Below are 25,220 nucleotides of genomic sequence, written 5' to 3'. Positions count from 1 at the left end.
GGACGGCGGTACCCGGCCCGGGGGTGCCGGGCTGCGGCGCGGCGGCACGCGGGCCGCCCGTCGCCGCCGGCGCGCCCGTTCCCGGGCCGCGCGTCATGGCCGGGCCCGGCTTCAGGGCCGTCGCCAGGAGGATCAGGGCCAGGAGGGAGAGCGGGACCGTCAGGTGGAAGGTCCAGCGCCAGCTGGTGAGCGCGGCGAGGTGGGCGCCCACGAGGGGGCCCGCGACGGACCCCGTGGCGTAGACCGCGGCCGTCAGGCCGAGCGGGCGGGCGCGGCGGCGCAGGGAGCCGAGGCCGGCGGCGACGGTCTGCGCCCCCGTCAGGATGCCTCCCGCGCCCAGGCCTTGGACGGCGCGGAAGGCGACGAGTTCGTCCAGCGTGCGGGCCCAGCCGGACAGGGCCGTCCCCGCCGCGAACACGACCAGTGCGAGCAGGATCATGCCCTTGCGGCCGTACAGGTCACCGAGTTTGCCGTGCAGCGGCAGGGACGCGGTGGCGGTGAGCAGATACGCGGTGACGGCCCAGGAGGCAGGGACGTGCCCGGAGCGCCCGGGCAGTTCCGCGGCGACGGCCGGAAGCGCGGTGGTGAGACCGAGCTGCTGGAGCGCGGCGAGGAGCAGCGCGAGGGCGAGCCCGGTGAGCACGAGGGCGGTACGGAGCCGCCCGGACCGGGCCCGGGGCGCACCGCCGCCGGACGCGGGAGCCGAGGCGCCTGGTTCCCCGGATCCCGGATCGCCGCCGTGAGGGGCGCCCGCCACCCGGCCCGCCTTCGTCAGCGTGATCCCACCCACGAACTGCTCCCCTCGCCCTGTCGCCCGTCTCGCTCGCGGCGCCATTGTTCGCACCGCGCGGGGAGAGCGTTCACGCGGCGGACGGCGGGCCGCGCGGGCACACCGGCGGACGGCGGCGGCCCACCGCGCGCGACGGCGGGCGCTCAGCAGGCGGTTCCGGCGGGGGACAGCGGCCGGCGACGGCACCGCCCGGCGCGCCGTACGCACCGGGACGGCGCGGAGAAGATCACCCGAACCGGTGACGGGCGGCCGGACGCGACCGCCGTGCGCGCCCCGCGCCGCCTCACCGGGCCTGCCGTACCGGCTACTTCTCCACCTCGGCGGCGAGCCGGGCGAGGACCTCGTCGTGGATGCGGGCGAGACCCTTGGGCGCGAAGGTCCGCTCGAAGAAGCCGCCGATACCGCCCGCGCCGTTCCACACCGTGGTGACGACGGCCCGGGAGCGGCCCTCCCCGGCGGGGGTGACGGTCCAGGTGGTGACCATCGAGGAGTTGCGGTCCTTCTCCACGAGCTGCCCGTCGGTCGGCTCGCTGACCTCCAGCAGGCAGTCGCGCACCCGCTTGCTGGTGGCCTGGAGCTTCCAGTGCACGAGCGTGCCCTCGCCGTCGCCGCCCTCGCGCACCTGGTACTCGCTGAAGTGCTCGGGCAGGAGCTTCGCGCGGGTGTCCTTGTAGTCGGCCAGGGCGTCGAACACCGTCTCCGCGTCCGCCGCGATGACCCGCTCCGTCGTGGCCTCGACCTGCGCCATGCCTAGTCCTCCAGCAGTCGTCCGTGAGTGGTTCCTTGGGCGGGACCAGCCAACCACCTGGGGCGAGGCGGACCCAAATCCGTACGGCGGCGTTCACGGGCACCCCCCGTGGCCGGGGCGCCCGGTCCGCACCACCCGTTCGGGTCAAGTCGCGGCGTCCCCGCGCCGTCCGGCCCGGATCGGGGTCCGGCCGCACCGACACTGGCCGGATGCAGACACGCGCAGGAGTCCTGATCGCCGCGGGCGCACTGATCGCGGGCGCGGCCACCGCCGCCCCGACGACCGCCGCAGCCTCGGCCACCCCCACCGCCACCGCGGCCTCCCCGGCCGCCCTGGACTGGGAGAAGTGCGGCACCAAGCGCTACCCGAGGCTGGAGTGCGCCGCCCTGTCCGTGCCGCTCGACCACGCCGACCCCGGGGGCGATCGGATCAGCCTGGCGCTGTCCCGCATCCCGCACACCGCCCGTACGTCGCAGGGCCCCCTTCTCGTCAACCCGGGCGGCCCCGGGGCGAGCGGCCGTACCCTCGCCGGGTTCGTGGCGGCGGCGCTTCCCTCCGGACTGGCGGCGCAGTACGACGTGATCGGCTTCGATCCGCGGGGCGTGGGCGCCAGCAGGCCGGCCCTGAACTGTCTGCCGGGTCACTTCTCCCCCGTACGGCCCGACTCGGTGCCGCGTGACGCCGAGGAGGAGCGGCGCGGCGCGGCCCGGGCGGCGGCGTTCGCGCGGGCGTGCGGCGAGAAGCACGGGAAGCTGCTGCCGCACATGGACACGGTCAGCTCCGCCCGTGACATGGACGCGATCCGCGTGGCCCTGGGCGCCGAGCGGATCAACTACCTGGGGTACTCGTACGGTACGTACCTCGGCGCGGTCTACGCGAAGCTGTACCCCCAGCGGGTACGGCGGGCGGTCCTGGACTCGGTCGTGCACCCGGGCGGCGTCTGGTACGACGCGAACCTGGCGCAGGACCTCGCGTTCGACGCGCGCCACAAGGCGTTTCTCGCGTGGGTGGCCCGGCACGACGCGACGTACCGGCTGGGCACGGATCCGGCGGGGGTGGAGGCACGCTGGTACGCGATGCGGGAGGCGCTGCGGGAGGAGCCCGCGGGCGGCAAGGTGGGCGGTGCGGAGCTGGAGGACACGTATCTGCCGGGCGGCTACCACGACGGCTACTGGCCGCTCCTGGCGGACGCGTTCTCCTCGTATGTCCGTCAGAAGGACAGCGGTCCGCTGGTGAAGGTCTACGAGGCGGTGGCGGAGCTGGACGCGCAGGGCGACAACGGCTACTCCGTCTACACGGCGGTGGAGTGCCGGGACGCGCGGTGGCCGCGGGCCTGGGGCACCTGGCACCGGGACAACTGGGCGACGCACGCGAAGGCGCCGTTCTCCACCTGGAACAACGCCTGGTACAACGCGCCCTGCGCCTTCTGGCCGGTGGCGCCGCGGGAGGCGGTGGACGTGGCGAACGAGGCGCTGCCGCCGGTCCTACTGGTGCAGGCCTCGGAGGACGCGGCGACGCCGTACGAGGGCGCGGTGGCGATGCGCCGCCTGCTGGCCGGGTCCCGGCTGGTGGTCGAGCGGGGCGGCGGCAACCACGGTGTGACGCTGCGGGGCAACGCGTGCGTGGACCGGCACCTGGTGCGGTACCTGGAGTCGGGCGAGGTCCCGTCGGCCGACGCGGAATGCGCGGCACGCCCGGCGCCTGAGCCGGCGTCGGCCAGGTCCGGGGCCTGATCTCTCCCCCTCCCGCCTCTTCCCGTCAGCCGGGCGCCCTGCCCCCGGCCCGCGCGTCGCTCCCCCGGGCTCTTCGGCCGGGGGCGGCGCTCCTTCTCGGACCTCCCCCGGACGGGCCGTGGTTCCGCTCCCTTCTGTGCCGGAGGGGAGCGGCCTTGCGGTCCCCTCCGGCACGGAGGAGCCGGGTGTCCGGGGGCATCGCCCTCTCAGGCCGCACCGGCGAACAGCGCCTCCGCCTCGTCCAGCGCCCGCTCCAGCGCCCCCGGCTCCGCCCGCAGCCCGGCCACGATCGCGTCCACGCCCCGCAGCCCCGCCCTTTCCAGCAGCCGCTTCTCGTTGGTGACCCACTCGCCCCGCGCGGCCAGCACGGCATGGGCGCTCTGCGCCGCGCCGGTGGCCAACGCACCCGCCAGCTCGGTGACCTGACCGCGTCGCACACAGGCGGCCCGCGCGTAGCCGAGCGTCAGGGCCGCGCGCTCGCGCCAGACCCCGGGGGCCGCCGCGCGCAGAGGCTCCGGGTAGTCGGGACACGGCAGTGTCCCGCACAGCACCTTGTTGACGGCGAGTTCCGCGACGACCAGATAGCTGGGGATGCCCGCGAGGTGGAACATCAGTGGCTCCCAGCGGAAGCGGCCCTGCCGCGCCTCCGCGAGCTCGTGCTCGACGACGTCGAGGTCCCGGTAGTGGACGTCCACCCGGCGGCCGTCGATCGTCAGCCAGGCCCCGCCGTTGAAGACGCCGCCGCCCCAGCCGCCGAGTTCCGACACCTCGCCCTCCCAGCCGAGGCCCCGCAGATCGGCCGGGGCGAAGCGGCCCCGGTAGTAGACGGCGAGGTCCCAGTCGCTGTCGGGGGTGTGGGTGCCCTGGGCCCGGGACCCACCGAGGGTGACGGCCCGTACGCCGGGGAGCCCCGCGAGCCGGCCGGCGACGTGGTCGAGGAAGAGTGCTTCGTCCATCCGGTGATCATTCCATGGGGGCCCGCGGCGGAACCGGGCCACTGGGGCCCGGGCCGAACCCCGGTCACGGGCGCCGGAGCCGGGATCGGCCGCCCGGCCCGGGGAGGGGATCCCCTTCCGCACGGTCCGGCGAGGAGCAGAGTCCCCGGGCCGCAGGACTCGGGAGCGAAGGCCTCGGCCACAGGCCACGGGGGCGGGTCCCCGGTCACGGGCCGGGTCGGCCGACCCGGTGTCCGGGGGACTGAGCCCCCGTCACGGTTGACCGCGCCCCAGCCGCACGAGCGCCGACCTCGCCGCCTCCCCCACCCGTGGGTGCGGCACCGCCGCCTCCAGGACCTCCCGCGCCCGCACGTCCCCCAGCGCGCCCAGCCCCTCGGCACAGGCGACGCCCACCCGCCAGTGCGGGTCCTCCGGGTCGAGCCTCCGCTCCAGGGCCGTCACCAGCGCGGGCACCGACTCCGGGGCACGCAGCGCGGCCAGCAGCCGCACCGGCACCAGGGCGTACGCGACGCGCAGTTCGTTGGTGGCGAGCGCCGCCGCCGCGCGCGGTGTGCGCGGGTCCCGCAGCCGCGTCAGCGCGTACGCGGCGGAGACGCAGCGCTCGGGGTCCCGGTGGTTGAGCAGCAGCACCAGCGCCTCGAAGGCGCGCCGGTCCCCCGCGACGCCCAGCCGGAAGGCCGCCAGCTCCCGTGCCCACAGCGGCTGCCCGGGGGCGGTGAGGACCGCCGCGAGCTCCTCGCTGTCGGGGGTGACGACGAGCCGCCCGTACGCGGGGCCGTCACCCGCCTCGTCCCTCAGCCGGTCGGTGAGCGAGCCGAATTCCGGGTCCATGGCGGGCAGCGTAGCGACGGCGTGCTCCGCGATCCAGATCACAGCGCCCGGGGGCTGGCGCGCTCATTACCCGCGAGTTAATCTCAGGTGAGCGGGGCACACCCCCCGCACCCTCAGGGCGGCCTGGTGACGCAGCCGCCCCGAGTGCCAGTCGGTTCAGCACCTTTCACGATGCGACCCCGGGACAGGGTCCGTCGGCTCTCCTCACCGCGCGACGCGTGTGCCCGGCACCGGTCGTTCGCGCCCGGCACGCCGCACTCCATCCGCACACCCGCATGCTCACGCGCATCCGTGTGCGCGTCCGCGCGCCCGCTCCCCCATCAGTCGTCACTCATCCCTGGAGTCCCGTGATGGACACCCCTCTCTCCACCATCGCCGTCGTCGGCCTCGGCACCATGGGCACCGGTATCGCGGAGGTCCTGGCACGCGCCGGCCGCGAGGTCATCGGCATCGACATCAGCGAAGCCGCCGCCCGGAGCGCCGTCGCCGCGCTGGAGGCCGCCACCGCCCGCTCCGTGGCCCGCGAGCGGATCACCGAGGAGGAGCGGCGCGACGTCCTGGCCCGGTTCCGCACCTTCACCGATCTTCAGGCCGCTGCCGACGCCGACCTCGTCATCGAGGTCGTCCCGGAGTCATACGAGGCGAAGCAGCAGGTCATCGGCGCACTGGACGGGATCCTCAGCCCGGAGGCGATCATCGCCACCGGCACCAACGCGCTGTCCGTGACCCGGCTGGCCGCGGATTCGGCACACCCGGAGCGGGTTCTGGGGATGCACTTCTTCAACCCGGCCCCGGCGATGAAGCTGGTCGAGATCGTCTCGTGCGTGCTGACCGCACCGCAGGCCACCGCCGCCGTCACCGAGCTGGCGGAGGCGCTGGGCAAGGAGCCCGTGGCGGTCGGGGACCGGCCCGGTTTCGTCGCGGACGGGCTGCTGTTCGGCTACCTGAACCAGGCCGCCGCCATGTACGAGGCCAAGTACGCGTCCCGTGAGGACATCGACGCGGCGATGCGGCTCGGCTGCGGCCTGCCGATGGGACCGCTGGCACTGCTGGACCTGATCGGCGTGGACACGGCCCGTACGGTCCTGGACGCCATGTACGCCGAATCCCGGGACCGGCTGCACGCGCCCGCGCCGATCCTGAAGCAGCTCAGCGAAGCCGGACTGACGGGCCGCAAGGCGGGGCGCGGCTTCTACACGTACGACGCGCCGGGCAGCGGCACGGTCGTGCCGGACGCCCTGACGCCGGGTGGTGCGGCCGAGGGCGGGGCCGACGCGCGTGAGGTCCGGTCCGTCGGTGTCGCCGGGTCCGGGACGATGGCGTCCGGCATCGCGGAGGTCTTCGCGAAGGCCGGGTACGGGGTCGTACTGGCCGCACGCTCCCAGGAGAAGGCGGACGCGGCGAAGGCCCGCATCGCCAAGTCGCTGGCGCGCTCGGTCGACAAGGGGCGGATGACCGCCGGGGCACGGGACGAGGCGCTGGCCCGGATCTCTCCCGCCGGTTCGCTGGACACGTTCGCCGACGTGGACCTGGCCGTGGAGGCGGTCGCGGAGGACCTGGAGGTCAAGCGGCAGCTGTTCGGGACGCTCGACAAGATCTGCAAGCCGGGCGCGGTGCTGGCCACGACCACCTCCTCGCTGCCGGTCATCGCCTGCGCCCGCGCGACCTCGCGTCCACAGGACGTGATCGGGATGCACTTCTTCAACCCGGCCCCGGCCATGAAGCTGGTCGAGATCGTCCGCACGGTGCTCACCGCCGACGACGTCCACGCCACCGTCCGCGAGGTCACCACGAAGGTCCGCAAGCACCCGGTGGACTGCGGTGACCGGGCCGGCTTCATCGTGAACGCGCTGCTCTTCCCCTACCTGAACAACGCGGTCAAGATGGTCCAGGACCACTACGCCTCGCTCGACGACATCGACACGGCGATGAGGCTGGGCGGCGGCTACCCGATGGGGCCGTTCGCACTGCTGGACGTGGTCGGCCTGGACGTCTCGCTGGCCATCCAGCAGGTGCTGCACCGCGAGTTCCGCGAGCCGGGCCTGGCCCCCGCGCCGCTGCTGGAGCACCTGGTGGCGGCGGGCTGCCTGGGCCGCAAGACGGGCCGCGGCTTCCGTGAGTATGCGCGACGCTGAGCCCGCGCCCGAGGCCTCGGCCCCGGCGACCGCGGTCCTCCGGGGGCACGCGGATCACCCCCCGGAGGACCGCGGTGCGCCCGGCACCGGACCGGGCCACAGGGAGTGGGGCGGGCTGCTCGAACCCTCGGGCGGCTCTCCCCCTCCGGCGCGGCCCTCCGACCGGATGCAGTACGTTCGGGGCATGTCCCAGCCCGCGAAGTCATCCCGTGCCACCGCCGCGTCCGACGCCCCGGAGACCGCCGCGGGCAGCCGTGCCGCCGCCCAGCGCCTGAAGATGCGCCGCGAACTGGCCGCGGCGGCCATGGAACTGTTCGCCACAAAGGGCTACGAGGCGACCACGGTCGACGAGATCGCCGCCGCCGCGGGCGTCGCCCGCCGGACCTTCTTCCGCCACTTCCGCTCCAAGGAAGAGGCGATCTTCCCCGACCACGACGACACCCTGATGCGGGCCGAGGCCGTGCTCAACGCGGCACCGGCGCACGAGCACCCGCTCGACACGGTGTGCCGGGGCATCAAGGAGGTCATGAAGATGTACGCGGCCTCTCCGGCCGTGTCCGTCGCACGCTACCGGCTCACCCGCGAGGTGCCCACTCTCCGGGAGCGTGAGATCGCCTCGGTGGCCCGGTACGAGCGGCTGTTCACCCGCTATCTGCTGAGCCACTTCGACGAACGCGACCATCACGACGGCAACGACGACCCGCTGCTGGCCGAGGTGGCCGCTTCAGCGGTGGTCACCGCACACAACCACGTGCTGCGCCGCTGGCTGAGGGCGGGCGGCAAGGGCGATGTCGAGTCCCAGCTGGACCACGCGTTCGCGATCGTACGCAAGACCTTCGGCACCGGTATCGGTGCCGGCCGGCTCGCGGGCCCGAGGGTCCCGTCCCCGGCGGCGACCGCGGAGACCGCTGCGACTGGTGACGTGGTCGTGGCGGTCGCCCGCGCGGACGCCCCGCTGGAGGAGGTCATGCGGACCATCGAGCGAGCCCTCAAGGAACACCACGCCTGACACGTTCTCCGCATGGCCCTTTCACGGCGGCCACTACCCCTACTCGCGGGTAGTGGCCGCCGTCACGTTTCTGACGTGCACTGATCGATCATCGCTCATCCGAGCGCACCCCTTTCGCATCTGAGAGAAATTATTGGCACGCAGTGTCTTGCGGCCTGGCACGGCGTGCCATACGTTGATGTTGTCCGGGCGGCCGGCGTGCAGAGCACCTCCGTACGCCGGCTGTCCCCGCAGCCCGTCCCGGCTGCGCGCCCGGACGCCTGCGTCACAGGCACTTCCGCGCACCGCTTCGCCGCCCACGACTCCTCTGCCACAAGCAGAGGCCGAGCGCAGTGGGGCTCGAGCCGCCCATGCACCACCCGGCCGAACCGACGGCACACCTCCACAGCAGCACCCCGACGTTCCCTCAGCGTCTCCTCAGACGCTTGCTCCTCGCCGGAGGCACCACCGTGAAGGAAATCCTGGACGCGATCCAGTCGCCGGACTCCACGTCCGCCGACTTCGCCAACCTGCCCCTGCCCGAGTCCTACCGCGCGGTCACCGTGCACAAGGACGAGACCGAGATGTTCGCCGGTCTCACCACCCGCGAGAAGGACCCCCGCAAGTCCCTCCACCTCGACCGGGTGCCGCTGCCGGAGCTCGGCCCGGGCGAGGCGCTCGTCGCCGTCATGGCCAGCTCGGTCAACTACAACAGCGTCTGGACCTCGATCTTCGAGCCGCTCTCGACCTTCGGGTTCCTGGAGCGCTACGGCAGGACCTCCGAGCTCGCCAAGCGCCACGACCTGCCGTACCACATCATCGGCTCCGACCTGGCGGGGGTCGTCCTGCGCACCGGACCGGGCGTCAACGCCTGGCAGCCCGGCGACGAGGTCGTCGCTCACTGCCTCTCCGTCGAGCTGGAGTCCTCCGACGGCCACAACGACACGATGCTCGACCCGGAGCAGCGGATCTGGGGCTTCGAGACCAACTTCGGCGGCCTCGCGGAGATCGCCCTGGTCAAGTCGAACCAGCTCATGCCCAAGCCCGGCCATCTCAGCTGGGAGGAGGCGGCGGCGCCCGGCCTGGTGAACTCCACCGCCTACCGGCAGCTGGTCTCCGGCAACGGAGCCGGGATGAAGCAGGGCGACAACGTCCTGATCTGGGGCGCCAGCGGCGGCCTCGGTTCGTACGCCACACAGTTCGCGCTGGCGGGCGGCGCCAACCCGATCTGTGTCGTCTCCAGCGAGCAGAAGGCGGAGATCTGCCGGAGGATGGGCGCCGAGGCGATCATCGACCGCAGCGCCGAGGGCTACCGGTTCTGGAAGGACGAGAACACCCAGGACCCGCGCGAGTGGAAGCGGTTCGGCAAGCGCATCCGTGAACTCACCGGCGGCGAGGACGTGGACATCGTCTTCGAGCACCCCGGCAAGGAGACCTTCGGCGCCTCGGTGTACGTCACCCGCAAGGGCGGCACGATCGTCACCTGCGCCTCCACCTCCGGCTACATGCACCAGTACGACAACCGCTACCTGTGGATGTCGCTGAAGCGCATCATCGGCTCGCACTTCGCCAACTACCGCGAGGCCTGGGAGGCCAACCGGCTGATCGCCAAGGGCAAGATCCACCCAACGCTGTCGAAGACGTACACCCTGGAGGAGACCGGGCAGGCGGCGTACGACGTGCACCGCAACCTCCACCAGGGCAAGGTCGGCGTCCTGTGCCTCGCCCCCGAGGAGGGCCAGGGTGTGAGCAACCCGGAGATGCGCGCCCGGCACATCGACGCCATCAACCGCTTCCGCGACATCTGAGCCGGCCGAGGATCTGAGAGGCGCAGCCAAAGTCATGACAGAGCGTCAGAAGGACCGGCCGTGGCTCATGCGGACGTACGCCGGCCACTCCACGGCCGAGGCGTCCAACGAGCTGTACCGGCGGAACCTCGCCAAGGGGCAGACGGGTCTCTCGGTCGCGTTCGACCTGCCCACGCAGACCGGCTACGACCCGGACCACATCCTCGCCCGCGGCGAGGTCGGCAGGGTCGGCGTGCCGGTCTCCCACCTGGGTGACATGCGGCGGCTGTTCCAGGACATCCCCCTGGAGCAGATGAACACGTCCATGACCATCAACGCCACCGCCATGTGGCTGCTGGCGCTCTACCAGGTGGTGGCCGAGGAGCAGGGCGCGGACATCGCCAGGCTCCAGGGGACGACCCAGAACGACATCGTCAAGGAGTACCTGTCGCGCGGGACGCACGTCTTCCCGCCGGGTCCGTCCCTTCGGCTCACCACCGACATGATCACCTACACGGTGAACCACATCCCCAAGTGGAACCCGATCAACATCTGCAGCTACCACCTCCAGGAGGCGGGGGCGACTCCGGTCCAGGAGATCTCCTACGCGATGTCCACGGCCATCGCGGTCCTGGACGCGGTGTTCGCCTCCGGGCAGGTGCCGGAGGACCGCAGGGGCGATGTGGTGGCCCGGATCTCGTTCTTCGTGAACGCGGGCGTCCGGTTCGTCGAGGAGATGTGCAAGATGCGCGCCTTCGGCCGCATCTGGGACAAGGTCACGCGGGAGCGGTACGGGATCGAGAACCCCAAGCAGCGGCGGTTCCGCTACGGCGTCCAGGTCAACTCGCTGGGCCTGACCGAGGCGCAGCCGGAGAACAACGTCCAGCGGATCGTGCTGGAGATGCTGGCCGTGACGCTGTCGAAGGACGCGCGGGCCCGTGCAGTGCAGCTCCCGGCGTGGAACGAGGCCCTGGGCCTGCCGCGGCCGTGGGACCAGCAGTGGTCGCTGCGGATCCAGCAGGTGCTGGCGCACGAGAGCGACCTGCTGGAGTACGACGACATCTTCGCGGGCTCGCATGTGATCGAGGCCAAGGTGGACGCCCTCGTCGAGGAGTGCCTGGCGGAGATCGGGCGGATCCAGGAGATGGGCGGCGCGATGGCGGCCGTCGAGTCCGGCTACCTGAAGTCGCAGCTGGTGTCGTCGCACGCGGAGCGGCGCGCCCGGATCGAGGCCGGCGAGGAGAAGATCGTCGGTGTGAACTGCTTCGAGTCCACCGAACCCAACCCGCTGACCGCGGATCTGGACACGGCGATCCAGACCGTGGACCCGGCGAACGAGGCCCGGGTCGTCGCCGCGCTGGACGCGTGGCGGGACGACCGGGACGAAGCCCGTGCCCAGGAGGCCCTCGCCGCCCTCAAGGCGACGGCCGCCGGGGACGGGAACCTGTTCGCCGCGACCCTGGAGTGCGCCCGTGCGGGGGTGACCACCGGGGAGTGGGCGTGGGCGCTGCGGGACGTGTTCGGTGAGTTCCGCGCGCCCACGGGCGTCTCGTCCGCCCCGGTCGCGGTCGCGGCCGAGGAGGGCACCCCGCTGGCGGTCGTCCGGGACAAGGTCACCCGGACGGCCGCCGAGCTGGGCGCGGGACGACTGCGGCTGCTGGTGGGCAAGCCGGGTCTGGACGGGCACTCGAACGGTGCCGAGCAGATCGCCGTACGGGCCCGTGACGCCGGGTTCGAGGTGGTCTACCAGGGCATCCGGCTGACCCCCGAGCAGATCGTGGACGCCGCGCTCGCGGAGGATGTCCACTGTGTGGGTCTGTCCATCCTGTCCGGGTCGCATGCCGAGCTGGTGCCGGACGTGCTGGACCGGCTGCGGGAGGCCGGGGCCGCCGACATCCCGGTGATCGTCGGCGGGATCATCCCGAACGCCGACGCCGCAGAACTGAGGCGTGCGGGTGTGGCCGCCGTCTTCACTCCGAAGGACTTCGGAATCACGGAGATCATCGGCCGTATCGTCGACGAGATCCGCAACGCCAACAAGCTCAACCCTCTCGAAAGCACGGAGGTCCCCGCATGACCGAGACCACGACCCCGGTGAACCGTCTCCGCCCACGGCGGTCCTGCCTGGCGGTGCCCGGCTCCAACCCGCGGTTCCTGGAGAAGGCCCAGGGCCTGCCGGCCGACCAGGTGTTCCTGGACCTGGAGGACGCCTGCGCGCCGCTCGCCAAGCCCGAGGCGCGGCACACCATCGTGAAGTTCCTCAACGAGGGCGACTGGACCGGCAAGACCCGGGTCGTGCGGGTCAACGACTGGACGACCCACTGGACCTACCGGGACGTCGTCACGGTCGTCGAGGGCGCGGGCCAGAACCTCGACTGCATCATGCTGCCGAAGGTGCAGAACGCCGAGCAGGTCGTCGCACTGGACCTGCTGCTGACCCAGATCGAGAAGACCATGGGCTTCGAGGCCGGCCGGATCGGCATCGAGGCGCAGATCGAGAACGCCCAGGGCCTGAACAACGTCAACGCGATCGCCCAGGCGTCCCCGCGCATCGAGACGATCATCTTCGGCCCGGCCGACTTCATGGCCTCGATCAACATGAAGTCGCTGGTCGTGGGCGAGCAGCCGCCCGGCTACCCGGCGGACGCGTACCACTACATCCTGATGAAGATCCTGATGGCGGCCCGCGCCAACGACCTCCAGGCGATCGACGGCCCCTACCTCCAGATCAAGAACGTGGACGGCTTCCGCGAGGTCGCCGGCCGCGCCGCCGCGCTGGGCTTCGACGGCAAGTGGGTCCTGCACCCGGGCCAGGTCGACGCCGCCAACGAGGTCTTCTCCCCCTCGCAGGAGGACTACGACCACGCCGAGCTGATCCTGGACGCGTACGAGTACTTCACGTCCGAGGCGGGTGGCAAGAAGGGCTCCGCGATGCTCGGTGACGAGATGATCGACGAGGCCAGCCGCAAGATGGCCCTCGTCATCGCGGGCAAGGGCCGGGCCGCCGGCATGCAGCGCACGTCCAAGTTCGAAGCCCCGGAGGCCTGAGAGAGATGCAGTTCGGACGCACCTACGAGGAGTTCGAGGTCGGGGCGGTCTACAAGCACTGGCCCGGGAAGACGGTCACCGAGTACGACGACCACCTCTTCTGTCTCCTGACGATGAACCACCACCCGCTCCACATGGACACGAACTATGCGGAGAAGACGACGGACTTCGGCAGGAACGTCGTCGTCGGCAACTACATCTACTCCCTGCTCCTCGGCATGTCGGTGCCGGACATCTCCGGCAAGGCGATCGCCAACCTGGAGATCGAGTCGCTGAAGCACGTGGCGCCGACCTTCCACGGCGACACGGTCTACGGCGAGACGACCGTCCTCGACAAGTGGCCGTCCAAGTCCAAGGACGACCGCGGGATCGTCTATGTCGAGACGAAGGGCTACAAGCAGGACGGCACGCTCGTGTGCGTGTTCCGCCGCAAGGTGATGGTCCCCACCGAGACGTACATCAAGGAGCGCGGCGGCGAGCAGCCCGGCCGGCCCGAACTCGAGCAGCAGGAGAAGAAGTAACCATGGCCCGACTCGCGCAGACCCCCGGCCTCACCGATGTCCAGCAGGAGATCGTGTCCACCGTCCGGGAGTTCGTGGACAAGGAGATCATCCCGGTCGCGACGGACCTGGAGCACCGCGACGAGTACCCGCAGGAGATCGTCGACGGCCTGAAGGAACTCGGCGTCTTCGGGCTGATGATTCCCGAGGAGTACGGGGGTCTGGGCGAGTCGCTGCTGACGTACGCGCTGTGCGTGGAGGAGATCGCCCGCGGCTGGATGTCCGTGTCGGGGATCATCAACACGCACTTCATCGTCGCGTACATGCTGAAGCAGCACGGCACGCAGGAGCAGAAGGACACGTTCCTGCCGCGGATGGCGGCCGGCGAGGTGCGCGGCGCGTTCTCGATGTCGGAGCCGGGGCTCGGCTCCGATGTGTCGGCCATCACGTCGAAGGCGGTGAAGGACGGCGACGAGTACGTCCTGAACGGTCAGAAGATGTGGCTGACGAACGGCGGCACGTCGACTCTGGTGGCCGTCCTCGTCCGGAGTGACGAAGGACACCCCGAGGGCACGGCGCCGCACAAGTCGATGACGACCTTCCTCGTCGAGAAGGAGCCCGGCTTCGGGGAGGTCCGCCCGGGCCTGACCATCCCCGGCAAGATCGACAAGATGGGCTACAAGGGCGTCGACACCACCGAGCTCATCATGGACGGCCTGCGGATTCCGGCCAATCGCGTGCTCGGCGGGGTCACCGGCCGCGGCTTCTACCAGATGATGGACGGCGTCGAGGTCGGCCGTGTCAACGTGGCGGCCCGTGGCTGCGGCGTCGCTCAGCGTGCGTTCGAGCTGGGTGTGGACTACGCGCAGCAGCGGCACACCTTCGGCAAGCCGATCGCCCGGCACCAGGCGATCCAGTTCAAGCTGGCGGAGATGGCTACCAAGGTCGAGGCCGCTCATGCGATGATGGTGAACGCAGCACGCAAAAAGGACTCCGGGGAACGAAACGACCTTGAGGCTGGGATGGCGAAGTACCTCGCCTCCGAGTACTGCAAGGAGGTCGTGGAGGACGCCTTCCGCATCCACGGCGGCTACGGCTTCTCCAAGGAGTACGAGATCGAGCGCCTCTACCGCGAGGCGCCGATGCTGCTGATCGGTGAGGGCACGGCCGAGATCCAGAAGATGATCATCGGCCGCAGGCTGCTGGAGGAGTACCGAATCCAGAACTGAGCCAGGGCTGATTGTCGGCTTTGAGGCGCTTTCGAGCGGAAAAGGCCGCGAAGAAGATCACAACGAGTTATCTTCTTCCGGCCTTCGACTCGGCTTCTGGCTTGCCCAGTTGTGGCCCGCAACCGATAGCATCACCGAAAAGCCGCCGTCCCCCCGTTCCGAGCGCGGCATCATCCGCTACGAAGGTCATCCATGCCCCACAGCCAAACGTCCGCACACCGCGACCGCCTCTCCGGCGTCCGTATCGCGCGCGGAGCATCGCCGTGGCTTCTGCCGACCGTCGCCACGGCGGCGCTCAGCCTCGCCCGTGCCCGGCGCTCCAGGCGCGCCGCGGCCCTCGCCGTACCGGCCACCGCCCTGGCGGCCGGCATGCTGTGGTTCTTCCGCGACCCCGAGCGCGAGGTCGCTCAGGGCAGGGTCATCTCGCCCGCCGACGGCGTGGTGCAGAGCATCATGCCGTGGAAGGACGGCCGCACCCGGGTCGCCATCTTCATGAGCCCGCTGAACGTCCACGTCAACCGTGCGCCGCTGGCGGGCACGGTGACATCCGTGGAGCACGTACCCGGCGGGTTCGTTCCGGCGTTCAACAAGGAGAGCGAGGACAACGAGCGCGTCGTCTGGCACTTCGACACCGAGCTCGGCGACATCGAGATGGTGCAGATCGCCGGCGCGGTCGCCCGTCGCATCGTGCCGTACCTGGCGGAGGGCGCCAAGGTCGAGCAGGGCGAACGCATCGGCCTCATCCGCTTCGGTTCGCGCGTCGACATCTACCTGCCGGAAGGTGTGGAGGTGGCCGTCGAGGTGGGTCAGGCCACAACCGCGGGGGTGACCCGAATTGACCGTGATTGACCCCGACACCCAGGCCAAGTGGGTCGCCGAGGCCGAGGCGGAGACCACGGACGAGCAGGAGGAGATGCCGCTGTCGCTCCGCCTGTCGATAGCGGACACCCTCACGCTCGGTAACGCCACCTGCGGGTTCATGGCGGTGTACTTCACCACCACCGGCATCCTCATCCCGCACCTCACGGGCAGCGAGGAGACCGGCATGGCGCGGCACTCCGCCGCGACGGCCGTGATCCTGATGCTGTGCGCCGCGATCTTCGACCTGTTCGACGGTCTGGTCGCGCGCAAGCTGCGCTCCTCGCCCATGGGCGCGGAGCTGGACAACCTGTCCGACCTCATCAGCTTCGGCCTGGCGCCCGCGTACTTCGTCCTCGTGTACGGGATGGTCGCGGACGACGCGCACCAGCGGGTCTCCGCGGTGGCGGCGATCGTGGTGCTGCTGGCAGTGGTGATGCGGCTGGCCAGATTCTCGGTCGTGACGATGAAGGACGGCATGTTCCAGGGCATGCCGAGCCCCTTCGGCGCGCTGACGGTCGTCTCCATCGTCCTGCTGGAGCTGCCGTTCATCCCGACCCTGCTGGCGATCGTCGGCACGGCGTGGCTGATGGTGAGCCGGGTGGAGTACCCGAAGCCGCGGGGTGTGCTGGCGGTGGCGATGCTCAGCTGGATCGTCGGCGCGATGGCGCTGCTGGCGGCCTGGGCGTTCGACGCGCCCGGCGGCCAGCTGCTGCTGCAGACGGGCTGCGCGCTCCAGGTGGTGCTGGGCGCGGTGATCCCGCTGTTCGCCACGGCACGCCGCGTGAACACGTTCCGTGACAACCGGCGCGAGAGCCGGGAGGCCGCCCGCGCGGCGCAGCTCCCGTAGCCGCCGACCGACCGCGAAGGGGCCCGGGTGCAGTCCGCACCCGGGCCCCTTCGGCGTCCGGTGCCACCGTGCCTCGCCATGCGGTCCGGTCACGGGCAGGGGCGGCGGGAGCGGGCCGGGCGCCCCCGGCCGCACACCGGCGGGAGCGCCCCGGGGCGTCGCGCCCCTCCCGTTCCTCCCCCGGGCGCCGCGTGCGGAGGGGAGCTCGGCGGAGCGGGGGCGCTTGCCGGTGCGGGCCTCGGGCCGCGCAGAGGGCGGGAGAACGGTGCGGCGCGCGGACGCGCGGGTCAGGACAGGAAGTCCTGCGCCAGGCCGGCCGCCGCGCGCTCCAGAAGGGGGCCCGCGTTCGCGATGCAGCGTGCGGGGTCGGGTTCCAGGGCTGTCAGGGGGTAGGCCCTGCGGATGCCCGCACGCCCGAGCGCCTCCGGCGCGAGCAGCAGGCGCCCGCAGACCGCCACCACCTCCACGCCGGCCTCCCTCGCCGCCGCGGCGACGCCCGCCGGCGCCTTCCCGTGCAGGGTCTGCTCGTCCAGGGAGCCCTCACCGGTGATCACCAGCGTGGCCCGCTCCAGCGCCGCGTGGAACCCAAGGATGTCCAGCATCAGCTCGATGCCGGGCCGGAACCCGGCGCCCAGCCCGACCAGCGCGCCGTAGCCGATGCCGCCCGCACCGCCCGCACCGGGCGAGACCGCCGCCTCGGCCGCGCGCGGCCCGACGGCCTTCTCCAGGACCCGTACGTAGTTGACCAGCGCCGCGTCCAGGACCGCCACGTCCTCGGCGCTCGCGCCCTTCTGCGGCCCGAACACCGCGGGCGCCCCCTTGGGGCCCGTCAGCGGGTTGTCGACGTCGCCGGCGAGCACGACCTCCGCGTCCGCGAGGCGCGGGTCGAGGCCCGACAGATCGGCGCTCACCAGGTCACGCAGGGCGGCGCCGCCCGGCCCGACCGGCTCGCCTCCGGCGTCCAGGAAGCGGGCGCCCAGCGCGGCCAGCATGCCCGCACCGCCGTCCGTGGTGGCGCTGCCGCCGACCCCGAACACGATCCGCCGCGCACCCGCGTCCAGCGCCGCCCGCAGCAGCTCCCCGGAGCCGTACGTGGTGGCCGTGAGCGGCGCGAAGACGCCCTCGGGCAGCAGGCTCAGGCCCGACGCCTCCGCCATCTCGACGACCGCCGTGCCGTCGCGCAGCGCGAACGCGGCAGTGACGGGCTCGCCCAGCGGCCCCGTGACCCGTGCCTCGCGCCGCTCGAACCCGGCGGCGACCGCGGCCGCGACCGTGCCGTCGCCGCCGTCCGCGACCGGCAGGGCCTCCACCGTGACGGCGGGGGCGGCACGGCCGATCCCGGCCCGTACCCGCTCCGCCACCTCGACGGCGGTCAGCGACCCTTTGAACTTGTCGGCCGCCACCAGCACGTGCTGTCGCGCGGCTCCAGTAACTGCTCCGTCCGTCACTGCTGCATCCCTTGCTATCGAACAGGCAGTCGCGCCAAAGGTGACCCTATCCATACGGTCACACGGCGTGCCACCCCCGGCGGCACGAAGCGGGCCGACCATAGTGGGGCCTCATGAGTACGGAACCGTTCGATCAGCCGCCGCCGGGCTCGCAGGAGTCCCATCTGATGACCCACCCGGTGGAGGCGACACCCGATCACAAGGTCGTCGGCATCGGGGTGACCGCCATCCTGGCCGTGGTGCTGTGGGCCTGGCTGGGCAAGGACTCCTTCGACGACGTGTCCTCGGCCGGTCTGAGCTGGGTTCTGGACAACTTCGGCTGGCTGTTCGTGGTCGCCGCCGACGTCTTCCTGGTCCTCTGCCTGGTGATCGCGTTCGGCCGCTTCGGGCGGATCAGACTGGGCCAGGACGACGCGGAGCCCGAGTTCGGGAACCTGGCGTGGATCGCGATGATGTTCAGCGCCGGTATGGGCATCGGCCTGATGTTCTACGGGGTCGGGGAGCCGCTGACCCACTACCTGTCCCCGCCGCCCGCGAGCGGGGCACCGGCCGAGTCGGGCGCGGCGGCCCGCACAGCGATGGAGTACTCCTTCTTCCACTGGACGCTCACTCCCTGGGCGATCTACGGCATCGCCGGTCTCGCCCTCGCCTACGCGGGCTTCCGCAAGGGCCGCGGCAACCGGCTCAGCGCGGCGTTCGTGCCGCTCATCGGGGCGCGCCGGGCGGTGTCCTGGCAGGGCAAGGTCATCGATCTGCTGGCCGTGTTCGCGACCGTGTTCGGCACGGCGACCAGCCTGGGCCTGGGTGCGCTCCAGGTCGCGGAGGGCCTGAACATCACGGCCGACGTGGCGGCGGACCTGACGACGGAACTGATCATCATCGTGTCGTTGTCGGCGGCGTTCGTGGTGTCGGCGTTCTCCGGGCTGCACCGGGGCGTGAAGTGGCTGTCGACGCTGAACATCCTGCTGGCGGCCGGGCTGATGACGTTCGTGTTCCTGGTCGGGCCGACCGTGTACGTCCTGGACTCGATCCCCGCGTCGATCGGCGGGTACCTGCAGAACCTGCTGCCGATGGCGACCCGCACGGGCGCGTTCTCCGACCCGGAGTGGCTGGGCGCGTGGACGATCTTCTACTGGGCGTGGTGGCTGTCGTGGGCACCGTTCGTCGGTACGTTCATCGCGCGGATCTCTCACGGGCGCACGATCCGCGAGTTCCTCATCGGGGTGCTGCTGGTGCCGAGCGGCGCCACCGTCGTCTGGTTCTCGGTGATGGGCGGCTCCGCGCTGCGGATCCAGTCGACGGGCGAGGCGGACCTGGCGTCGGCCGTGGCGGACGGTGCGGAGGCGTCGCTGTTCGCGATGCTGGAGTCGCTGCCGATCGGCACGCTCACCTCGTTCGTGGCGATGGTGCTGGTGATGACCTACTTCGTGACGAGTGCGGACTCGGCCTCGCTGGTGATGGGTTCGCTGACCAGCCGGGGCGCGCTGCACCCGCCGACCTGGCTGGTGGTGGTGTGGGGCATCCTCATGGCGTCGGTGGCGGCGGTGCTGCTGGTGGTCGGCGGGCTCGACTCCCTGCAGACGGCGACGATCCTGGTGGCGCTGCCGTTCGTGCTGGTGATGCTCGGGCTGTGCTGGGCGCTGGTGACGGAGCTGCGGCAGGACCCGGGCGCGGGCCCGGCCCGGGTGCACGGCTTGCACGGGCTTCGGGACGTGGTGCGGACCATGGTCGGTGACGCGGTGGTGGAGCAGACAGCGACCCGCCACTACCGGCTGCGGCGCGCGGCGAAGTCCCGTACGGAGACGGGGGACGAGGACGGCACGCCGATGACCTGACGGGCTGACCGGACGGGGGGACCGCCCCCGTACGCCGTTTACCCTGTAACCCGTGACCTCCTCCGACTCGGATTCCGGGTACGCCGCGTACATCGCCGGGCTGCCGAAGGTGCTGGCCGGGGCGGCCTGTCTGCTCCGGGACGCCGACGGCCGCGTCCTGCTCGTGGAGCCCGGCTACCGCGAGGGGTGGGCGCTGCCGGGCGGCACCGTCGAGTCCGACGCCGGTGAGACTCCGCGCCAGGCAGCCCGCCGGGAGACCCGGGAGGAGATCGGCCTGGACATCGAGCCGGGGGCGCTCCTCGCCGTCGACTGGGTCTTCGGCCCGGCCCGCCCGCCGATCGTGGCCTACGTGTACGACGGCGGCGTGCTGCGCGGGGAGCAGTTCCGGTCCATCCGCCTCCAGGAGTCGGAACTCCTGTCCTGGAAGCTGGTGGCCCGGGAGGAGATCCCCACGTACCTCCTCGGCCCCCTGGGCCCGCGCGTGCTCGCGGCGCTGGACACCGTGTCGGCCGGCACGGGCCCGGCGGAACTGGTGGACGGGCGCCCACCGCGCTGACCGGGGCACTGCCCACGGCAGGCAGGGGCCGGGCCGGGAGGAGGTCCTCGGGCCGTGCGAGGTGCTCGGCCAGCTCCCCGTCGAGGGCGAGGACGTCGCTGACCAGGGTGGGAAAGGAGCGGGCCGGCGCGGAGCAGGGGCCCGGGGCCTCGCGCAGGGCGCGGGCGGCGAGCTGGTAGCGGGTGGCGTCCGCGAGGAGCCGGGCGCTGGGCTCCAGGCCGATGCGCAGGCCGTGGTCGGTGAGGAGCTGCCCGGCGAAGGCGTGGTACGTGGAGATGCGGGGCTCTCCCGGGGGGTCGTCCGGGTCCATGGGGTCGGGGTCGGTGATGCCGGCGCGGACGAGGGCGGTGCGGACGCGTTCCGCGAGTTCGCCGGCGGCCTTGTTGGTGAAGGTGAGGCCGAGGACCTGTCCGGGAGCGACCTGCCCCGTGCCGACCAGCCAGACCACCCGGGCGGCCATCACCGTGGTCTTGCCGGATCCGGCTCCGGCCACGACGACCTGCGGGGCGGGCGGCGTCCGCCTCCGTCACCGCGAGAAATTCCGCTCGCCGTCGCCCGCGCCTGCTGCCTAGGCTCGCAGGTATGACGATGGTGGCGATACTCAGCGGGGCCGGGATCTCGACGGACTCGGGGATCCCGGACTACCGGGGGCCCAACGGGGTGTGGCGGAAGGACCCCGGCGCGGAGCGGCTCGTCACGTACGACGCGTACATGAGCGACCCGGCGGTCCGGCGCCGCTCCTGGCGGATGCGGCTCGAAGGCCCGGTGATGGGCGCCCGGCCGAACGCCGCACACCGGGCGATCGCCGCGCTGGAGCGGACGCCCGGGTTCGCGGTCCGGGTGCTGACGCAGAACGTCGACGGCCTGCACCAGTCGGCGGGGATGCCGGAGCGCAAGGTGCTCGAACTTCACGGCACCGCGCGGGCCGTGGTGTGCACGGGATGCCATGCCCGGTCACCCATGGAGGACGTGCTGGAGCGGGTACGGGCGGGCGAGGCCGACCCGGCGTGCACGGACTGCGGCTCCGTCCTCAAGTCGGCCACCGTGATGTTCGGCCAGCGGCTGGATCCGGTGGTGATGGGCCAGGCCGTCGGCATCGCGAAGGCGGCCGAGGTGTTCCTGGCGGTCGGCTCCTCGCTCCAGGTGCAGCCCGCCGCCTCGCTCGTCGGGACGGCGGCCGAGCACGGGGCACGCCTGGTGATCGTGAACGCCGAGCCCACGCCGTACGACGCGGTCGCCGACGAGATCGTGCGGGAGCCGATCGGCACGGCTCTGCCAGAGCTGCTGGAGCAGCTCAAGGCGGGTTAGAGGACCCCGGAGACGCGTTGCTAGAAGAGGGTCTCCGACCCGTTCGGCGCCGGGGCGGGAATCGCTCCCTCGAAGGTGAGCAGGCGCTGTTTGCGGGCGAGGCCGCCGCCGTAGCCGGTGAGGCTGCCGTCGGCGCCGACCACACGGTGGCAGGGGACGATGATCCCGACGGGGTTGCGGCCGTTGGCGAGGCCGACCGCCCGGGTCGCGGCCGGTTTGCCGAGGACCTCGGCCAGTTCCCCGTAGGTGCGGGTCTCGCCGTACGGGATGGCCCGCAGGCGCTCCCAGACGCTCCGCTGGAACGGGGTGCCCTCCAGACGGAGGGGAAGGTCGAAGTCCGTCAGCTCGCGGGCGTGGTACGCGTCGAGCTGGCGGACCGCCTCGGTGAACGGGCGGGGGTCGGGGTCTCCGAAGGTCTCCTCCGGAGGGCGGTGGCGCTGCTCGGTCATGTAGAGGCCGCTGAGGACGCCGTCGGTGGCGACGAGGGTGAGCGGGCCGTAGGGACTGTCGACGACGGTGTACTGACGATGCGTCATGGTGCTTCCTCAGGCGGGGAGATGGTTGACCGGGTGACTGTCGGTGGCCCAGAGGTACTGGACAGCGTAGGCGCGCCACGGCCGCCACGCGGTGGCTTTCGCGGTGAGTGCGGCAGGCGTGGAGGGCAGCCCGAGGCGCTCGGCGGCGCGGCGCACACCCAGGTCGGTGGGGAGGAACGCGTCGGGGTCGCCGAGACCGCGCATCGCGATGGCCTCGACGGTCCAGGGGCCGAAGCCGGGCAGGGTGAGGAGCCGGGCGCGGGCCTCCTCCCAGTCGCTGTCCGGGCCGAGCGTGAGGCCGCCGTCCGCGAGGGCGGCCACCAGGGTCGTGAGGGTGGCACGGCGGGCGCGGGGCAGTGCGAGGCCCTCGGGGTCCAGCCCGGCCAGCGCCTCGGGCGCGGGGAACAGGTGGGTGAGCCCGCCGTCGGGGTCGTCCACGGGGGTGCCGTGCGCGGTGACGAGGCGGGCGGCGTGGGTGCGGGCGGCGGCCGTGGACACCTGCTGGCCCAGCACGGCCCGCACCGCGAACTCGGCCGCGTCGACCGTGCGGGGCACCCGGCGGCCGGGCGCCGCGTCGACGAGCGGGGCGAGCAGCGGGTCGGCGCGCAGCTGGGCGTCGACGGCGACGGGGTCGGCGTCCAGGTCGAGGAGCCAGCGGCAGCGGCTGATGGCGTGGGTGAGGTCGCGGTGGTCGGTGAGCGCGAGGCGGCAGACGATGTGGTCGGGGGCGGGGCTCAGTGCGACGGTTCCGTGCCCGTACGGGAGGCGGAGGGTGCGGCGGTAGGCCCCCTCCCGCCACTCCTCCACGCCGGGGACGGCGGTGGCGGCGAGGTGGCCGAAGAGGTTGGAGGGGTTGAGGGGTGTCCGGTACGGGAGCCGCAGCCCGATGATCCCGGGTGAGGCCGGGTGCGCGGGGCCGGCCCGGCGGGCCGCCCGTGCGCGCAGATCGCCCGGCGCCACGGCGAAGACCTCGCGGACGGTCTCGTTGAAGGTCCGTACGGACGAGAATCCGGCGGCGAACGCCACCTCCGCGAACGGCAGCGTGGTCGTCTCGATCAGCACCCGGGCCGTCTGGGCGCGCTGGGCCCGGGCCAGGGCGAGCGGCCCGGCCCCCAGTTCGGCGCTCAGCTGGCGCTCTATCTGGCGGGTGGAGTAGCCGAGCCGGGCGGCGAGCCCGGGCACGCCCTCGCGGTCGACGACGCCGTCCCGGATGAGCCGCATGGCGCGGGCGACGGCGTCGGCGCGGGCGTTCCACTCGGGCGACCCCGGGCTGGTGTCGGGCCGGCACCGCTTGCAGGCCCGGAACCCGGCCTGCTGGCAGGCGGCGGCGCTGGGGTAGAACACCATGTTCCGCGGCTTGGGCGGCACCACCGGGCAGCTGGGGCGGCAGTAGATGCGGGTGGTGAGGACGGCGGTGAAGAACCACCCGTCGAACCGGGCGTCCTTGGACTGGACGGCCCGTACGCAGCGCTCGGTGTCGGTGTGCATGCCTCCAGCATCCACCGGGCCGGGCGGTCGGCGCTGGCGGATTTCCGACATGAGCCTCCGGCTGCCTGCGCATCCGCGTGCCGCCGCGCTCTGCCAGCGGGCCGCGGTTACGCCCCCGCCCCCGTCCGCGGCGGTCGGCCGTCGGGTACGGGGGCGGGGCGGCGCGCGCCGCGTGCGGCGCGGGCGCCGTACGCGGTCCTCAGGCGGTGGCCGTCGCCGTCACCGCCGCCGTCAGGGAGGCCAGCACCGCGGACAGGCCCGTGAGCACCTCGGCGTCCTCCGACGGGTGCGTCTCCGCGAAGCGGGTCAGCGAGCCGGGGATGGCGAGCTTCACGTCCTCGACGACGGAGCCGCCCGCGACTCCCGCGGCCTTGCGGGCCTCGGCCTGCGCCCACTCGCCCCCGTACTGGCCGAAGGCGGCGCCGATCACCGCGACCGGCTTCTTCGTGATCGCGCCCGCGCCGTAGGGGCGGGACAGCCAGTCGATCGCGTTCTTCAGGACGGCCGGCATCGTGCCGTTGTACTCGGGGACGACCAGCAGCAGCGCGTCCGCTCCGGCCACGGCTGCCCGCAGCCGGGCGGCGGCCTCGGGCAGGGTCGCCTCGGTGTCGATGTCCTCGTTGTAGAACGGCACGTCACCGAGGCCCTCGTACAGCTCGACGGCGACGCCCTCGGGGGCGATGGTGCGTGCGGCCTCGGCCAGCCCGCGGTTGGTCGAACCGGCGCGGAGGCTGCCGACGAGGGTGAGGATACGAGCGGACATGTTCACTCCTGAGGGAAGAGGGACAGCGGGGTTCAACGGGGACCGCCCGGCTAACCGGACCGGGGTCCGTTGAATGTTGTAACACCATAACCGGACCCAGGTCCATTTACATTCCCGATCCCCTAGCCTGGTTTCCATGACCAGTCCCCCGTCCGACGATCCGCGTGCCACGACCGCCCCGCCGCCCGGCCGCCCGGACTCCCCGGCCGCCCCGCCGCCCGGCCGCACCGAACTGTCCCTGTCCCCCGTCGGCGCCCCGCCCCCGCTCCGCGCCGACGCCGCGCGCAACCGCGCCCGGCTGCTGGAGGCCGCGGCACGGCTGGCCGCCGAGCACGGCGCGGCCAACCTGACCATGGAGGCCGTGGCCTGCGCCGCCCAGGTCGGCAAGGGCACCGTCTTCCGCCGCTTCGGTGACCGCGCCGGCCTCCTGCTGGCCCTGCTGGACCACCAGGAGCAGCGGTTCCAGTCCGCCTTCATCTCCGGCCCCCCGCCGCTCGGCCCGGGAGCGCCCGCCCGTGACCGGCTGCACGCGTTCGGCCCAGCCGCCGTCCGGCACGAACGCGCCCACCTGGACCTCTACCGGGCCGCCCAGCCGCAGCCCGCCCTCCGCGAGGTCGCACCCGCACGCGTCGTCCGCCACAGCCACCTCGCCGCGCTGCTGCGCCAGGCCGGCTCGGACGCCGACCTGGAGATCGCCGCGCACATCCTGGCGGACTTCCTGGACGTGACCCTGGTGGACCATCTGGTAACCCGCCGCGGCATGCCGCTGGAGCGGGTCGAGGCGGGCTGGCACGACCTGGTCGACCGCATGCTGGCGGCCGCGCCGGGGTAGA

At 72.5% G+C, this 25,220-nt stretch carries 22 protein-coding genes and 1 pseudogene; 14 read left to right on the top strand and 9 right to left on the bottom strand.

Annotated elements, in window-relative coordinates; genetic code table 11:
• Positions 1 to 790 (bottom strand): MFS transporter (locus I3F58_RS23575; RefSeq protein ID WP_240110673.1); only part of this gene is annotated, 790 nt, incomplete at its 3' end.
• Between the two features lie 304 nt (positions 791 to 1,094).
• Positions 1,095 to 1,538: an SRPBCC family protein gene (locus I3F58_RS23570; protein ID WP_240110672.1), complete on the bottom strand. Its 444-nt coding sequence runs from the start codon at positions 1,536 to 1,538 to the stop codon at positions 1,095 to 1,097.
• Positions 1,539 to 1,747: 209 nt separating this feature from the next.
• On the opposite strand from I3F58_RS23570, the gene I3F58_RS23565 reads away from it, so the two are divergent.
• Positions 1,748 to 3,271: an alpha/beta hydrolase gene (locus I3F58_RS23565; protein WP_240110671.1), complete on the top strand. Its 1,524-nt coding sequence runs from the start codon at positions 1,748 to 1,750 to the stop codon at positions 3,269 to 3,271.
• A 206-nt stretch (positions 3,272 to 3,477) separates the two neighbouring features.
• On the opposite strand, the gene I3F58_RS23560 is transcribed toward I3F58_RS23565, so the two are convergent.
• The gene (locus I3F58_RS23560; protein ID WP_240110670.1) at positions 3,478 to 4,227 is read right to left on the bottom strand and encodes a nucleotidyltransferase domain-containing protein; all 750 of its coding nucleotides are present in this window, start codon (positions 4,225 to 4,227) and stop codon (positions 3,478 to 3,480) included.
• A gap of 252 nt (positions 4,228 to 4,479) precedes the next feature.
• On the bottom strand, positions 4,480 to 5,058 hold the full coding sequence (locus I3F58_RS23555; protein ID WP_240110669.1) for an adenylosuccinate lyase: 579 nt from the start codon (positions 5,056 to 5,058) through the stop codon (positions 4,480 to 4,482).
• A 350-nt stretch (positions 5,059 to 5,408) separates the two neighbouring features.
• Between I3F58_RS23555 and I3F58_RS23550 the strand changes: the two genes are divergently transcribed.
• From I3F58_RS23550 to pssA, 9 genes are all read left to right on the top strand, one after another.
• A complete protein-coding gene (locus I3F58_RS23550; RefSeq protein ID WP_240110668.1) occupies positions 5,409 to 7,193 on the top strand; it encodes a 3-hydroxyacyl-CoA dehydrogenase family protein in 1,785 nt (594 codons plus the stop codon).
• A gap of 184 nt (positions 7,194 to 7,377) precedes the next feature.
• On the top strand, positions 7,378 to 8,202 hold the full coding sequence (locus tag I3F58_RS23545; RefSeq protein WP_240110667.1) for a TetR family transcriptional regulator: 825 nt from the start codon (positions 7,378 to 7,380) through the stop codon (positions 8,200 to 8,202).
• A 449-nt stretch (positions 8,203 to 8,651) separates the two neighbouring features.
• Positions 8,652 to 9,989: a crotonyl-CoA carboxylase/reductase gene (gene ccrA, locus I3F58_RS23540; RefSeq protein WP_240110666.1), complete on the top strand. Its 1,338-nt coding sequence runs from the start codon at positions 8,652 to 8,654 to the stop codon at positions 9,987 to 9,989.
• A gap of 34 nt (positions 9,990 to 10,023) precedes the next feature.
• Entirely contained in the window at positions 10,024 to 12,045 is a 2,022-nt protein-coding gene (locus I3F58_RS23535; protein WP_240110665.1) for a protein meaA, read from the top strand.
• Positions 12,042 to 13,016 carry a CoA ester lyase gene (locus tag I3F58_RS23530; protein WP_240110664.1) on the top strand — a complete coding sequence of 325 codons (975 nt, stop codon included), beginning with the start codon at positions 12,042 to 12,044 and terminating at the stop codon, positions 13,014 to 13,016. Before I3F58_RS23535 ends, I3F58_RS23530 begins: the two co-directional genes overlap by 4 nt.
• A 5-nt stretch (positions 13,017 to 13,021) precedes the next feature.
• Entirely contained in the window at positions 13,022 to 13,537 is a 516-nt protein-coding gene (locus tag I3F58_RS23525) for a MaoC family dehydratase (RefSeq protein WP_240110663.1), read from the top strand.
• A gap of 2 nt (positions 13,538 to 13,539) precedes the next feature.
• A complete protein-coding gene (locus tag I3F58_RS23520; RefSeq protein WP_240110662.1) occupies positions 13,540 to 14,745 on the top strand; it encodes an acyl-CoA dehydrogenase family protein in 1,206 nt (401 codons plus the stop codon).
• Between the two features lie 192 nt (positions 14,746 to 14,937).
• Positions 14,938 to 15,594 (top strand): phosphatidylserine decarboxylase, encoded by a 657-nt coding sequence (locus I3F58_RS23515; protein WP_240110661.1) that lies wholly within the window; start codon positions 14,938 to 14,940, stop codon positions 15,592 to 15,594.
• Positions 15,587 to 16,453, top strand: coding sequence for a CDP-diacylglycerol--serine O-phosphatidyltransferase (gene pssA, locus I3F58_RS23510; protein WP_240110676.1), 867 nt, complete (start codon positions 15,587 to 15,589; stop codon positions 16,451 to 16,453). The genes I3F58_RS23515 and pssA overlap by 8 nt, the downstream gene beginning before the upstream one ends.
• 287 nt (positions 16,454 to 16,740) lie before the next feature.
• Here the strand turns inward: pssA and I3F58_RS23505 are convergent, their stop codons facing one another.
• Positions 16,741 to 17,901, bottom strand: coding sequence for a glycerate kinase (locus I3F58_RS23505; protein WP_240110660.1), 1,161 nt, complete (start codon positions 17,899 to 17,901; stop codon positions 16,741 to 16,743).
• 113 nt (positions 17,902 to 18,014) lie between these two features.
• Here I3F58_RS23505 and I3F58_RS23500 point away from each other — a divergent pair, with 113 nt between their 5' ends.
• Complete coding sequence (locus tag I3F58_RS23500) at positions 18,015 to 19,736, top strand: BCCT family transporter (protein ID WP_374208023.1); 1,722 nt, start codon at positions 18,015 to 18,017, stop codon at positions 19,734 to 19,736.
• A gap of 52 nt (positions 19,737 to 19,788) precedes the next feature.
• A complete protein-coding gene (locus tag I3F58_RS23495; RefSeq protein ID WP_240110659.1) occupies positions 19,789 to 20,292 on the top strand; it encodes an NUDIX hydrolase in 504 nt (167 codons plus the stop codon).
• 40 nt (positions 20,293 to 20,332) lie between these two features.
• Here the strand turns inward: I3F58_RS23495 and I3F58_RS23490 are convergent.
• Positions 20,333 to 20,806, bottom strand: a pseudogene (locus I3F58_RS23490) (UvrD-helicase domain-containing protein); the annotation flags it as partial.
• 68 nt (positions 20,807 to 20,874) lie between these two features.
• Here I3F58_RS23490 and I3F58_RS23485 point away from each other — a divergent pair.
• Positions 20,875 to 21,600 (top strand): Sir2 family NAD-dependent protein deacetylase, encoded by a 726-nt coding sequence (locus I3F58_RS23485; protein ID WP_240110658.1) that lies wholly within the window; start codon positions 20,875 to 20,877, stop codon positions 21,598 to 21,600.
• Between the two features lie 20 nt (positions 21,601 to 21,620).
• Here the strand turns inward: I3F58_RS23485 and I3F58_RS23480 are convergent, their stop codons facing one another.
• The 3 genes from I3F58_RS23480 to I3F58_RS23470 all read right to left on the bottom strand — a co-directional run bounded on the left by I3F58_RS23480 (position 21,621) and on the right by I3F58_RS23470 (position 24,387).
• Positions 21,621 to 22,136, bottom strand: coding sequence for a methylated-DNA--[protein]-cysteine S-methyltransferase (locus I3F58_RS23480; RefSeq protein ID WP_240110657.1), 516 nt, complete (start codon positions 22,134 to 22,136; stop codon positions 21,621 to 21,623).
• A gap of 9 nt (positions 22,137 to 22,145) precedes the next feature.
• Positions 22,146 to 23,624, bottom strand: coding sequence for an AlkA N-terminal domain-containing protein (locus I3F58_RS23475; protein ID WP_240110656.1), 1,479 nt, complete (start codon positions 23,622 to 23,624; stop codon positions 22,146 to 22,148).
• 199 nt (positions 23,625 to 23,823) lie between these two features.
• The gene (locus I3F58_RS23470; RefSeq protein WP_240110655.1) at positions 23,824 to 24,387 is read right to left on the bottom strand and encodes an NAD(P)H-dependent oxidoreductase; all 564 of its coding nucleotides are present in this window, start codon (positions 24,385 to 24,387) and stop codon (positions 23,824 to 23,826) included.
• Between the two features lie 136 nt (positions 24,388 to 24,523).
• On the opposite strand from I3F58_RS23470, the gene I3F58_RS23465 reads away from it, so the two are divergent.
• On the top strand, positions 24,524 to 25,219 hold the full coding sequence (locus tag I3F58_RS23465; protein ID WP_240110654.1) for a TetR/AcrR family transcriptional regulator: 696 nt from the start codon (positions 24,524 to 24,526) through the stop codon (positions 25,217 to 25,219).
• The last annotated feature ends 1 nt before the right edge of the window (position 25,220 follow it).

Origin of the sequence: Streptomyces sp. MUM 203J (assembly GCF_022414595.1) — a bacterium.
Taxonomy (GTDB): domain Bacteria; phylum Actinomycetota; class Actinomycetes; order Streptomycetales; family Streptomycetaceae; genus Streptomyces.
Note: the sequence above shows the minus strand (reverse complement) of the source record. Positions and strands in the feature narration are given on the sequence as shown.